This window comes from Candidatus Blochmannia sayi (nom. nud.) (genome assembly GCF_059935855.1).
Genome location: NZ_CP011796.1, coordinates 91,150 through 103,899 on the forward strand (window position 1 = coordinate 91,150; position 12,750 = coordinate 103,899).

Genomic DNA, 12,750 nt, shown 5'->3' on the forward strand with positions numbered 1-12,750 from the left:
TATTATTATATATAATACTTACTTCTTGTGATTATAATATCCTTGCGCTAAAGGCATTCCAATGCGTACAGTATCGCGTGGTTGTAATGTTTTGTTTAAAATAACTTGTTTGTTATCAAATAAATTAATCACAGTAGATCCTAATTTAAATAGCCCCATTTCATGTCCTTTTTGTAATATAATGGAGTCTTTAGATTTTTTTGTGTTATTATTAATAATAGGAGAAGAAGGGTAATGCCAATGTTTGACAACTCCTTCTCGTGGTGGAGTAATAGTTCCTAGCCATGTAGTTTCGATGCTTCCTACGATTATAGCTCCTACTAAAATTTGAGCCATATAACCAAAATCTGTTTCGAATAAACATATTACTCTTTCATTGCGAGAAAAGATATTGGGTATGTGTTTTGTGATTTTTGGGTGTACTGAAAATAAATCACCTGGTATATATAATACTTCTCGGAGTGTTCCTGTACAAGGCATATAGATTCGGTGGCAATTTTGTGGAGGAATATAAATAATTATGAAATTTCCGTCATTAAAGTAATTAATTATATTATCATGACCTGCTAATAATCCATCTAGATGATAAGGAATTCCTTTGACTTGAAAAATATTAGTCTGGTTTATCTTGCCTATTTGGGAAACGATTCCATCCGCTGGGATGATTAATGTAGATGGATTGGTATCGATAGGTCGGGCATTGTCGCGTAATTTTCGAGTAAAAAATGAATTAAATGTTGTATAATCGGTTAAATTGGGTTTGTCGGATTCTTTTATATTTATTTTGTAGATATGAATAAATAGCATAATAGCATAACGTGTTACCCACCCTCCTTTCCATGATGCTCCTAGCCCTATTAAATAAGTAATCCAATATTTTGGTAGTAGATATTGCAATAAAATTTGTATTTTTTTCAACATAATGTGCGCTCAATTTAGATGATTAATACTTAGTTGATTATTGTTAATAACAAATTATGTATTTTATTATTAGTTTTTTTGTTACGAAATTTATGTTATTTTAAATCATAATATAACATATAATACGTTGTTAATTGTATAAAAAATATGTTTTAGTTATATTTCTAAAATGGAGTTAATTTTATTGTATGTTAGAAATTATGAAATTAAATCCTAATTTTGGTGATTGTAGAGTTATATTTAATCAGTATTTTTATGTTGTTAATTATATAACACTATACTATATAGTTTGAGGGGTATTTATTTATTATTAAAATTAAGATTAACAAGTAATGATTAATTTCGATTATGTTGCATGAAAACTATAGTTGAGTATTTTTATAGATTTGTTAGTGTTTAATTTTTATTATTTGTATAAAATTGTAAAAAATGAAATTTATGTAGTTATTAGAATACTGATGAATTATTAAAATGATATTGTGATTTATTTTTAACATTTGATGTGTATTTGTTAAATGTATTAATATTTGCGATCGTTTGATTGATTATCATTAAATGGAAGTGGTGTTTTGTGCGAGGTTTAATATAAAATGGTGTTTGTGAATTTATTTATATTTTAATATATATGAGCATGAGCAGTATTTGAATGCAGAATAATAATAATTTTTATTGGTAATTGAGTTAAATTTTTAATAATATGTTTCTGTTATATGAGTATGGTTTATATGTTTGATAACAATCTAATATGGATTGATTTAGAAATGACTGGATTAAATCCAGAACGGGATCGTATTTTAGAAATGGCTACTTTGGTTACTGATAGTAAATTAAATATTTTGTCGGAAGGGCCAGTTTTAACGATACATCAATCTGAGTCTCAATTGTTATTAATGGATGATTGGAACAAACGTACTCATGGTATTACTGGATTGTTAAAAAAAGTAAGACATAGTCGATTAGATGAGACTAGCGCATCCGATTTGACAATAGAATTTTTAAAAAATTGGGTTTCTTTTAAAAAATCCCCGATATGTGGAAATAGTGTTGCTCAGGATCGTAGATTTTTATTTAGATATATGCCAAAGTTGGAATCATATTTTAATCATCGTTATTTAGATGTTAGTACAATTAAAGAATTAATGATTCGTTGGAGACCAGACTTGATACCTGGATTACAATTGCGTAATACTCATCGTGCGTTAGAGGATATTCGTGAGTCTGTTGCAGAATTAGCTTATTATCGAGAGTATTTTATAAAATTATAATTATCATATAATAAAAACTTTTATGATATAAATGTTTTAGCTGTTTTTTTGACGTTATTGAATTAAATATATTATATTAATATATAAATTTCAGTGTTTAGTGGTAAAATGTAAGTACACTTTGATAAGTGAATAGTGTATTTTTGTGTTTGTATTTTAAATAAGCGGGAATAGCTCAGTTGGAAGAGTACAACCTTGCCAAGGTTGGGGTCGCGAGTTCGAGCCTCGTTTCCCGCTGTATTTTAGTTAGCTGATTTTTATCATTGAAATGTGTTATTTGTTGACGTGAATAAAGTTAATAAGGGTGTAAAATATTGGTGTGTTTTGAGATGATAGAGTTAAGTGCGAGTAGCAAGTTGTTTATTTTAAAATTTTATGTATTTGGTAATGATTTATATTATTAATTTTTTAAAATTTTTAGTTTTATTTCATATATCCATAATGGGTTATTTTGTATTAATGATGAGTTATATTTAATAATTTGAGAAAACGATATTTTTTGATTATTTAGTATGTCGGTTTTTTTTGCTTATGTTATTAATATTATAGGTATTTGTATAATTGTAAAGATTAAATATTGTAGGATATGTAATTTCAAAGAAAAAATGTAATTTTTATACATAATCAGTATCTGTTTGTTTGGAGTTTTGTTAATTTATTTGTTAAATTTTATAAATTTATTTTATTTCCAATGTAATAGTATATTGCGTTATTTTGTTTTGTATAAAATTTTATATATACTACATTAACTTTATTACATAAGTATTATTTGTATCATATTAATGATGAAAAGATACACAAAAGTGTTATCTAGTGAATCAAAAACTTTGTTATTAGGAGCGGCATTAGCGTCTGTTTGCGTTCAAGGTTGTGTGGTTTATTTATATGGTCATGTAGGATCAGGTAAGTCTATTTTTTGTAAAGGATTTTTGCGTGAGTTAGGATATGTGGGGCATATAAATAGTCCAACTTATACTTTGGTTGAATCTTATGTTTTGAAGCATCGACATGTGTGTCATTTTGATTTTTATAGATTAATTTCTTCAGAAGAACTTGAATATATGGGAATTAGAGATTATTTTGATGGTTGTACTATATGTTTGGTAGAGTGGCCGAGACAAGAACTGGAGATTTTACCAACAGAAGATATTTCAGTGACAATGCATTATCATGATCATCAGAATTCTAGAAGAGTAACAATGGAGTCTTGTAGTAATTTAGGTTATAAAATGCTAAGTTCTTTATTGTTAATTGGAAATTGCATACATGAAGTTAAAATATGAAATAATTTTAGCGGTGATGATCTTATCAAAATATTTGTGTATTGATTCAGTTATAGCTTCAACTCTTAATGCTATTTCTGTAAAAAATAATGAAAACCAAGCTACAGTAATACTAAATTGTGCTGTTGCTCCCGTATATATAGTGTTTTCTTTACATGATCCAGAGCGGATTGTGATTGATCTTCTTAGAACGTCCAATGTTTATTATGATAAAAATACATTTCCAATGTATTTCAATGGTGTAAATTTAGTTAAATGTATTCGGACAAATATGTCTGTTAATCATAAAAGTGTACGTATAGTACTAGATTTAATTTATTCCGCAGAAATAGGGACAGTAACACAAAAAAAAATGGGAGAAAGTTATTATGTTATATTAACAATTTTAAAAAAAAGAACACCCACTATATCTAACGTAAACATAGGTATAAAGTCAACTGTCTCTTATAACAATAAGACCAGTTTTAAAATTAATCAAGTTAAAAACAATCAAAAGAGAACAGTAGATTCGCAATTTAATATCAAACAGAATCAAGAAGATAAGAAGGTGTTATCCCCTATAGTTGTAGCTATAGATGCTGGACATGGAGGACAAGATCCAGGAGCTACAGGGAGTAATGGAATATATGAGAAAAATATTACGATTAATATAGCAAAAAAATTAAAAGTATTATTGGATTTAGATCCTAGATTTAAAGCCGTTATGACTCGTGATGGAGATTATTTTTTATCGGTTATGGAGCGTTCTAATGTAGCTAGAAAAAGAAGAGCAAATGTATTAATTTCAATTCATGCAGATTCTACTTTAAATGCTAAAGTTAAAGGAGCGTCGGTTTGGGTGCTATCTAATCGTCGTGTTAAAAGTGAAATGACACATTGGTTGCAACAATGTAGTGAAAAACATTCGGAGTTGTTAGGAGGGCTAGGAGATATACTTACTAGCTATCGTAGTGAACCATATATTAGGCATTTAGTTTTAGATTTGCAGTTTTGTTACGCTCAACGGGTAGGATACGATATTGCATTGAATGTTTTACATCAGTTAAAAAATATTACTACTCTGCATAAAAACATGCCTGAGTATTCTAGTTTTGGTGTATTACGATCTCCAGATATTCCGTCTATTTTAGTAGAGACTGGTTTTATTAGTAATATAAAAGAAGAACATCTGCTTGCTAGTAATGACTATCAAGAGAAAATGGCTAATGCATTGTATAAAGGTTTGTGTGATTATTTTATAAATTCACACAAAACATTTTTAGGTTGTGTACAGAACAAACAGGCGTACATTACTGCAAGTTAATTAGTCAATTAATATTATAAAAATTGTGTAGATTTTAAATATAGTTTTTATTTGTTCTAAGGTAAATTATTGTAAATATTTATTTGTGTATGTTTATGTGTAAAAATTACATATGTTATACTATATTGGGTGGTTGAATATTTTGATAGTTTATTAAAATAGTTTTAAAGCAGTAACACTGCAAAATTTTTGAATGAATTGAGGAATTATAGTATAAAAGATAGTAAGCCGTTAGTTATATTTTTAATGGGTCCTACAGCTTCTGGAAAAACAAGTTTAGCTATAGCTTTAAAAAAACAGAATCTAAAAATAGACATTATTAGTGTTGATTCAGCTTTGGTGTATCGTGGAATGAATATCGGAACAGCTAAACCTGTTCCTTCAGAATTAACATTAGCTCCACATAAATTAATAGATATTCGTGATCCGGTTGAACGTTATTCAGCAGCAGATTTTTATTATGATGCAAATAATGAGATGGAGAATATTATAAGATCCGGACATATACCTTTTTTAGTTGGTGGAACGATGTTATATTTTAAAGTTCTATTAGAAGGATTGTGTTATTTACCAGCTACTGATCAGGTAATGCGCGATGATTTGGAATATGAAGCACAAAAAATAGGATGGATAAATATGCATGGTTTATTAAAACATATTGATCCTGTTTCGGCCAGTAGAATTCATGTAAATGATCATCAAAGAATAATACGAGCACTAGAAATTTTTTTTATCTCGGGAAAAACTTGGACGGAATTAAAGTTAATTGCTACTCAAAAATTAAGATATAAGGTATATCAATTTGCTATTGCACCATCAAGTCGCGAAATATTGAGTAATCGTATTGAACGCCGTTTTTATAAGATGTTAGAAATTGGATTTGAACATGAGGTTGGCGTGTTATTCAGTCGATCTGACTTGCATAAAAAAGGGGGTAAGTCATCATCTATTTCTTGCGTAGGTTATCGTCAAATGTGGGAATATTTATCTGGTGATATTACTTATAATCAGATGATATTTAAAGGAATTTGTGCAACTAAGCGACTTGCTAAACATCAATTAACTTGGTTACGTAGATGGCCAAATTTGTATTGGTTAAATGGTGATTGCTTATCAATTGCGATCGATAGTATATCAAAGATTTTAATAAAATGTTCATATGATATATAAATTAAAAAATTAAGATATAAAAATTATTTAATTTTTTAAACTATTTAGTGTATTGTATAAAGTTAGTTTTAAGGAAATTGATAAATGAGTAAAGGTCAATCGTTACAGGATCCTTTTTTAAATGTGTTACGTAGAGAACGTATTCCGGTTTTTGTTTATTTAATAAATGGTATTAAATTGCAAGGAGAAATTGAATCTTTTGACAAATTTGTAATTTTATTAAGAAATACTGTCAATCAAATGATTTATAAACATGCTGTATCTACTATTGTGCCCTCTCGTGTTGTCTCATATTATGTTAATCGTATTAGTGATAAAGGTTCTTTTTAATAATTATTTTAAAAAAATTATTATATATATTTTGCATATGATTACGAAATACAATTCTGATAATATAAAGTATTATTATATAGTGTATATATAATATAGAATGTTTAGTGGTTTTTTTTGATATATTATGCATTAAATACAATTTATTATGGGATTATCATTTTTAAGTAGTTTAGGTTGTTCTGATAAACAAGCTATATTAGTTCATGTTTGTTTACATAGAAAAAAAGAAGATGTAAATTTTGATTTACAAGAATTTTTATCTTTAGCATCTACTGCTGGAATACAAGTATTAGACACAATTACTAGTAATTGCCAGGTTTGTAGTGCCAAATATTTTATTGGGATAGGAAAAGCGTTAGAGCTCAAAGGAATGATTGAAAATAATTCTGTATCTATTGTATTATTTAATTGTATTTTGTCTGCTTGTCAAGAACGTAATCTTACACATTTATTGAAATGTAAGATAATTGATAGGAATCAGCTGATTCTTAGTATTTTTGCGCAACATGCACGTACATATGAAGGTAAATTACAAATTAAATTGGCTCAGTTGCGTTATTTAAATTCTCGTTTGGTACATGAATGGAGTCATCTTGAACGCCAAAGAGGTGGTATTGGATTACGCGGAGGATCAGGGGAAATGCAATTAGAAACTGATCGTCGTTTGTTACGTAAAGAGATTACTCAAGTCCTATTGCGTTTAAAAAAAATAGAAAATCAGCGAGAACAGAGTAGACGGCATCGTTTGAGAATTGGAGTTAATACTGTTTCTGTGGTAGGATATACAAATGTTGGAAAATCTACTTTATTTAATGTAATGACTAATTCACATGTGTATACGGCAAAAAAACTGTTCGCCACTCTTGATCCTACGTGTAGGAGTATTGTATCTCAAAAGGGATACTCTAATATTGTGTTAGTAGATACAGTAGGTTTTATTAAAAATTTACCACGAGGTTTGATATCTTCTTTTAAGGCAACTTTACAAGAAACGATACAAGCGACATTATTGCTACATGTTGTAGATGTTACTGATGAAAGGTTTGAACAAAATATTGATACAGTACGTTATATTTTGAACAGTATGAATATTCGTAATATTCCAATGCTTTTGGTTATGAATAAGATAGATCGATTAAAAAAAATAGTGCCACGTATTGATCGAGATAATAATGGATGTCCAAATCGGGTATGGATATCTGCTCGAGATAATTTGGGTATTTCTTTATTAATACAATCTCTTAATGAGTTATTATCCAAGAATATGATTTCTTATGAATTACGTATACCTATCAATAACGATTTATGTCAGAAGTTACATAATTTACAGGCTGTAAAACAATATTGGGTTGAAGACGATCATTATATTAGATTAAAGATATCTTTATCTTCTATAGATTGGAATCGTTTATTAAAAAATAATAAGTTATTAATAGATTATGTTGTGTAATGTTTTTTAATAAAAGAAATAATGTGGATCGCTCATGCAACATGAGAGGTAAAATATGATTTGTAATTATTTTCGAAACTATAAGTATATTTATGATCTGTGGAGATATCATGATGAAAATGAGAAGATGAGTTCTTCGTCTAACGATAAGAAGAGATCCGCATTTAATATGTTAAATGCGGATAAATATTTAAATAAAATTAATAATAAAATAAATATATTTGGTGATTATAATAAAAATATAGAGAAATTTCCAGAGAACAGAAATATTTTAATAGTTTTAATGTTAATTATAATTTTTTTTGTGTGGATTATAAGTGGTTTATATACTATTAAAGAAGCAGAGCGTGGGGTAGTGTTAAGATTTGGTAAATATCATCATTTAGTACAGCCAGGTTTAAATTGGAAACCTACTTTTTTTGATGTTGTCATTCCTGTAAATGTAGAGTCAGTACGTGAGTTAGCAGCTTCTGGGATGATGCTAACTTCCGATGAAAATGTAGTTCGAGTAGAGATGAATATACAGTATCGTGTAACTGACCCAAGAAATTATTTATTTAATGTTACTGATGCTGACGATAGTCTACGTCAGGCTACTGATAGCGCTTTACGTGGAGTCATCGGAAAATATAATATGGATCGTATTTTAACTGAAGGACGCACAGTGGTTCGTACTGATACTAGACAGATTTTGGAAAAAACTATATATCCTTATAATATGGGTATTACTTTATTAGATGTAAATTTTCAAACAGCTCGTCCTCCAGAAGAAGTGAAAGCTGCGTTTGATGATGCTATAGCGGCTCGTGAGAATGAACAACAATATATTCGTGAAGCTGAAGCTTATGCTAATGAAGTACAACCTCGCGCAAATGGTCAGGCACAACGTATTTTGGAAGAAGGTCGCGCATATAAAGCACGTACTGTATTAGAAGCACAGGGTGAAGTGCAACGATTTTCTAAAATTTTACCAGAATATAAAGCAGCGCCTGAAATTACTCGTGAGCGATTATATATAAATTCTATGGAGCGCGTGTTAAGTAATACTAGAAAAATATTTATAAATTCAAAAAATACTCAGAATCTATTGTTATTGCCTTCAGGTCAAGTAAAACAAGTAAAAAATGATGATGAAAAAGTTAGATTCTACAATGATAGGATGGACGATGATAATAGTATGAGTGATATTTTAAAATCAGACCATATATGTGCTGCGAGTGATTTTAATAACAATCGTTCAAAGAATTTGATGTCGAAAAAAAATAATCAATTGTCTAATCATATAAATACAAATACCATCATACCTGAAGACAAAACACTAAATCAACGACAAGCTAATACACAACGTGTTGATATTGTGCGTAGAGGGAGAGAGTAATAAATGATACGAAATATTTTTTTATGTGTTGTATGTATATTAGCGGTAGTATTGTTTTTTTCTTTGTTTACGATAGAAGAGGGCCATAAAGGAATTATACTGCGTTTTGGTAAAGTATTACGTGATTCGGATAATAATCCATTAATTTATAATCCTGGATTGCATATAAAGATTCCATTCATTGAAACAATAAAGGTGTTAGATACACGTATCCAAACTATGGATAATCAAGCAGATCGTTTTGTGACTATGGAAAAAAAGGATTTAATTATTGATTCTTATGTTAAATGGCGTATTAGTAATTTAAGTCGTTATTATTTAGCAACAGGAGGGGGAGATGTTTCTCAAGCAGAAGTGTTGATAAAACGAAAATTTTCTGATCGGTTGCGTTCAGAATTAGGGAGATTAAATGTTCAAGGCATTGTTACAGATTCACGAAATAAGTTAATGACTGATGTGCGTGCATCGTTAAATCATGGAACTTCAGGAGAAGGGACTCTGGAATGTCATTCAAATGATATAAAAACATTTAATTTTAATTCAACAAAACCTGATATCTTGAAGAGAGAGGGTTATTGTGGTTCGTATGATTTAGTTAATCCAAATAGCATGGCTGCTTTGGGCATTGAAATAGTAGATGTGCGAATTAAACAAATTAATTTGCCAACAGAAGTATCAGATGCAATTTATCAACGTATGCGCGCAGAGCGCGATGCTGTAGCCAGACGTCATAGATCTCAAGGACGAGAAGAAGCTGAAAAATTACGTGCTACAGCAGATTATGAAGTAACACGTACTTTAGCTGAGGCTAAGAGAGAGTCTTTAATTATTCGAGGTGAAGCAGATTCGGAAACCGCGAAACTATATGCCACTACTTTTAGTGAAGATCCGTCATTTTATGCCTTAATACGTACTTTACGTGCATACGAAAATAGTTTTGATAAAAAAAACGATGATCTTATGGTATTAAGCTCAGAAACTGATTTTTTACGTTTTATGAAGTCACCAAAAAATATCACTTCACATTAATCATTACGTTAGTAAAATTGATTATTGTATTGATGTAAATAATTATAATCGTGTTATTTGATTTGGTATATGTATATGTTGTATTATCTATCATAGATAGATGTTCAAATTAATGGGTGATTCTAAGAAATGGTTAGAGGTTTTGTTGTATTAGGAGCGCAATGGGGTGATGAAGGTAAAGGAAAAATAGTGGATTTTTTAGCTCCACAAGTTCGATATGTGGTTCGTTATCAAGGAGGGCATAATGCTGGTCATACTATTATAGTGAATCATAAAAAAATTACTTTACATTTGATTCCTTCGGGGATATTACATAATCATGTCACTACTGTTATTGGTAATGGTGTTGTTTTATCACCGGTTTCTTTAATAAAAGAAATGGAAATGTTGCGGAAATTAGGGGTGTCAATATACAAACGTATATTTATTTCTGAATGTTGTCCTCTGATACTATCTTATCATACAGCAATGGATTTAGTGAGAGAAAAAGTCCAGGTGTCTAAAGATAAAGTTATTGGAACTACTGGATGTGGTATTGGACCGGCTTACGAGGATAAAGTTTCAAGACGTGCATTACGAGTAAGTGATCTTTATAATCTAAAAAATTTTGAAAATAAATTAAAAGATGTGGTAGATTATTACAATTTTCAGCTAGTTCATTATTATAAATCAGAATCTATTAATTATCAGATGGTATTGAATGAAATTATTTCAATATCTGATGTGTTAATTGATATGGTTGTTGATGTGCCCAAGTTGTTGAGTGATGCTTGGAAACAAGGAGATGTAGTGTTATTTGAAGGAGCTCAGGGTAGTTTGTTAGATATAGATCATGGGACGTATCCTTATGTTACAGCCACTAATACTATTGCTGGAAGTGCGAGTATTGGTACAGGAGTTGGATTAAGTTGTATTGATTATGTTTTAGGTGTTGTAAAAGCATATTCTACTCGTGTGGGATTTGGCCCGTTTCCTACAGAATTATCAAATGATGTGGGGCATTGGTTACGTATGCGCGGAAATGAATTTGGTTCGACGACTGGACGTCGTCGTCGTACTGGTTGGTTTGATGCAGTAGCGGTACGATATTCTGTAAAAATTAATTCTTTTTTTTCGTGTTGTTTAACAAAAATTGATGTTTTAGATGGTTTAGAGGAAGTAAAAATTTGTGTTGCATATCGTAAAGAAGGTGGTCAATTAATATACAATTTTCCATCTTCCATAGAAGTGTTGAAAAATTTAGAACCCATATATGAAACATTACCTGGATGGAAGGAAAATACTGCGGGTATTACTGTATTTAATCAGTTACCCACGGAGGCTCAATATTATATTAAACGTATAGAAGAAATTATTGGTGTTCCTATAAATATTATTTCTACTGGTGAAGAACGTTCTGCAATTATAGTGTTACACGACCTGTTTTAGTTCTTAACTAATAAAATAAGAGCGTATGTCCTCCTATTTTGAATAAAATATTATTATTTTTATAATAATTTTATATTTGTAATAAATAAATTAACAAAATTTTAGGTGTAATTGTTGAATCATGACGAATCGTCTTTGTAGTATGTAAATGTTTCAGACAATATATGTAGAGATAGTTATTGCAGTATGTATGTAATAACTATGTGTTTTATTTAATAGAATAGATAACATGTAATTATTTTGAAAATTAGTTAATTGTAGACAACAAGATAGTGTTTATGAATAAAATCAGTGAATCAGTGTATGGTATACATGCTGTAAAATCTGTTTTAAATAATAATCCAAGACGAATTTTATCTGTATATATTGCGCGTAAATCTAAAGATTTACGTTTGAAATTATTAATTGATCAAATAACAAAATATAATATTAGTATTCAAGAATGTGATAATCGTAGATTAGATGCTGAATCTCGGGGTGGATTACATCAAGGTATTGTTGCGACGATAACCAGACAGCAGTATTGTATGCAAGAAAATGATTTGCCATTTTTTTTAATAGGATGTAAATCAACTCCATTATTAGTGATATTAGATGGGATTACTGATCCACATAATTTAGGCGCATGTTTACGATCAGCAGATGCGGCTGGAGCTCATTTAGTAATTGCGCCACGTAATCGTTCAGCTTGTTTAAACGGGACAGTTAGGAAAGTATCATCTGGATCTGCAGATAATATACCTTTTGTACAAGTAACTAATTTAACCAGAACATTACGATTACTTCAGGAACATAATATTTGGATTATTGGTACTGTGTTAGGATCTAAACATTTTATTTTTGACAGCAAACTAATTGGTCCTTTAGCTTTCGTAATGGGTTCTGAAGAAAATGGGATTCGTCGTTTAACGAAAGAAAATTGTAATGAATTAGTTACTATCCCTATGTTGGGGAGTGTTGCTTCACTTAATGTATCAGTGGCTACAGGCATATGTTTATTTGAGGCGTTAAGACAACGTAATAGGTATAAATGAAAATAAAGAATGATTATTGATTATATTATTGCTGTATATAATATAATTTATTATTTAATGTTTTGGTTCTAAAATTGGTGTATTATTATATATTATGTACACTATATACAGTGTGGCATAGTTGTCTTATTAATAAGGGAAAGATTGAATATATAG

Annotated in this window: 11 protein-coding genes and 1 tRNA gene; 11 read left to right on the forward strand and 1 reads right to left on the reverse strand. The window is 29.6% G+C overall.

The window, feature by feature from the left end; genetic code table 11:
* Positions 1 to 18: 18 nt before the first annotated feature.
* The gene (asd, locus tag Bsayi582_RS00370) at positions 19 to 921 is read right to left on the reverse strand and encodes an archaetidylserine decarboxylase (protein ID WP_500815843.1); all 903 of its coding nucleotides are present in this window, start codon (positions 919 to 921) and stop codon (positions 19 to 21) included.
* Between the two features lie 725 nt (positions 922 to 1,646).
* Here asd and orn point away from each other — a divergent pair.
* The 11 genes from orn to rlmB all read left to right on the forward strand — a co-directional run bounded on the left by orn (position 1,647) and on the right by rlmB (position 12,594).
* Positions 1,647 to 2,186 (forward strand): oligoribonuclease, encoded by a 540-nt coding sequence (gene orn, locus Bsayi582_RS00375; RefSeq protein WP_500815844.1) that lies wholly within the window; start codon positions 1,647 to 1,649, stop codon positions 2,184 to 2,186.
* A gap of 164 nt (positions 2,187 to 2,350) precedes the next feature.
* Positions 2,351 to 2,423 (forward strand) — tRNA-Gly (locus Bsayi582_RS00380).
* Positions 2,424 to 2,971: 548 nt separating this feature from the next.
* Positions 2,972 to 3,469 carry a tRNA (adenosine(37)-N6)-threonylcarbamoyltransferase complex ATPase subunit type 1 TsaE gene (gene tsaE, locus Bsayi582_RS00385; protein ID WP_500815845.1) on the forward strand — a complete coding sequence of 166 codons (498 nt, stop codon included), beginning with the start codon at positions 2,972 to 2,974 and terminating at the stop codon, positions 3,467 to 3,469.
* Positions 3,453 to 4,772: an N-acetylmuramoyl-L-alanine amidase gene (locus Bsayi582_RS00390; protein ID WP_500815846.1), complete on the forward strand. Its 1,320-nt coding sequence runs from the start codon at positions 3,453 to 3,455 to the stop codon at positions 4,770 to 4,772. Before tsaE ends, Bsayi582_RS00390 begins: the two co-directional genes overlap by 17 nt.
* A 189-nt stretch (positions 4,773 to 4,961) precedes the next feature.
* Positions 4,962 to 5,942 (forward strand): tRNA (adenosine(37)-N6)-dimethylallyltransferase MiaA, encoded by a 981-nt coding sequence (gene miaA / locus Bsayi582_RS00395; RefSeq protein ID WP_500815847.1) that lies wholly within the window; start codon positions 4,962 to 4,964, stop codon positions 5,940 to 5,942.
* Positions 5,943 to 6,026: 84 nt separating this feature from the next.
* Positions 6,027 to 6,272: an RNA chaperone Hfq gene (hfq, locus tag Bsayi582_RS00400; protein WP_500815848.1), complete on the forward strand. Its 246-nt coding sequence runs from the start codon at positions 6,027 to 6,029 to the stop codon at positions 6,270 to 6,272.
* Between the two features lie 148 nt (positions 6,273 to 6,420).
* Positions 6,421 to 7,725, forward strand: a complete 1,305-nt coding sequence (gene hflX / locus Bsayi582_RS00405; protein WP_500815849.1) for a ribosome rescue GTPase HflX — start codon at positions 6,421 to 6,423, stop codon at positions 7,723 to 7,725.
* 55 nt (positions 7,726 to 7,780) lie between these two features.
* Positions 7,781 to 9,103 carry an FtsH protease activity modulator HflK gene (gene hflK / locus Bsayi582_RS00410; protein WP_500815850.1) on the forward strand — a complete coding sequence of 441 codons (1,323 nt, stop codon included), beginning with the start codon at positions 7,781 to 7,783 and terminating at the stop codon, positions 9,101 to 9,103.
* Between the two features lie 3 nt (positions 9,104 to 9,106).
* Positions 9,107 to 10,132: a protease modulator HflC gene (hflC, locus tag Bsayi582_RS00415; RefSeq protein WP_500815851.1), complete on the forward strand. Its 1,026-nt coding sequence runs from the start codon at positions 9,107 to 9,109 to the stop codon at positions 10,130 to 10,132.
* A gap of 129 nt (positions 10,133 to 10,261) precedes the next feature.
* Positions 10,262 to 11,560, forward strand: coding sequence for an adenylosuccinate synthase (locus Bsayi582_RS00420; protein ID WP_500815852.1), 1,299 nt, complete (start codon positions 10,262 to 10,264; stop codon positions 11,558 to 11,560).
* A gap of 287 nt (positions 11,561 to 11,847) precedes the next feature.
* Positions 11,848 to 12,594 (forward strand): 23S rRNA (guanosine(2251)-2'-O)-methyltransferase RlmB, encoded by a 747-nt coding sequence (gene rlmB / locus Bsayi582_RS00425; RefSeq protein ID WP_500816073.1) that lies wholly within the window; start codon positions 11,848 to 11,850, stop codon positions 12,592 to 12,594.
* The last annotated feature ends 156 nt before the right edge of the window (positions 12,595 to 12,750 follow it).

Excerpts from the sequence above, each read along its gene's own strand:
- asd (WP_500815843.1), bottom strand. The coding sequence starts at position 921 with ATGTTGAAAAAAATACAAATTTTATTGCAATATCTACTACCAAAATAT.
- orn (WP_500815844.1), top strand. The coding sequence starts at position 1,647 with ATGTTTGATAACAATCTAATATGGATTGATTTAGAAATGACTGGATTA.
- tsaE (WP_500815845.1), top strand. The coding sequence starts at position 2,972 with ATGAAAAGATACACAAAAGTGTTATCTAGTGAATCAAAAACTTTGTTA.
- Bsayi582_RS00390 (WP_500815846.1), top strand. The coding sequence starts at position 3,453 with ATGAAGTTAAAATATGAAATAATTTTAGCGGTGATGATCTTATCAAAA.
- hfq (WP_500815848.1), top strand. The coding sequence starts at position 6,027 with ATGAGTAAAGGTCAATCGTTACAGGATCCTTTTTTAAATGTGTTACGT.
- hflX (WP_500815849.1), top strand. The coding sequence starts at position 6,421 with ATGGGATTATCATTTTTAAGTAGTTTAGGTTGTTCTGATAAACAAGCT.
- hflK (WP_500815850.1), top strand. The coding sequence starts at position 7,781 with ATGATTTGTAATTATTTTCGAAACTATAAGTATATTTATGATCTGTGG.
- hflC (WP_500815851.1), top strand. The coding sequence starts at position 9,107 with ATGATACGAAATATTTTTTTATGTGTTGTATGTATATTAGCGGTAGTA.
- Bsayi582_RS00420 (WP_500815852.1), top strand. The coding sequence starts at position 10,262 with ATGGTTAGAGGTTTTGTTGTATTAGGAGCGCAATGGGGTGATGAAGGT.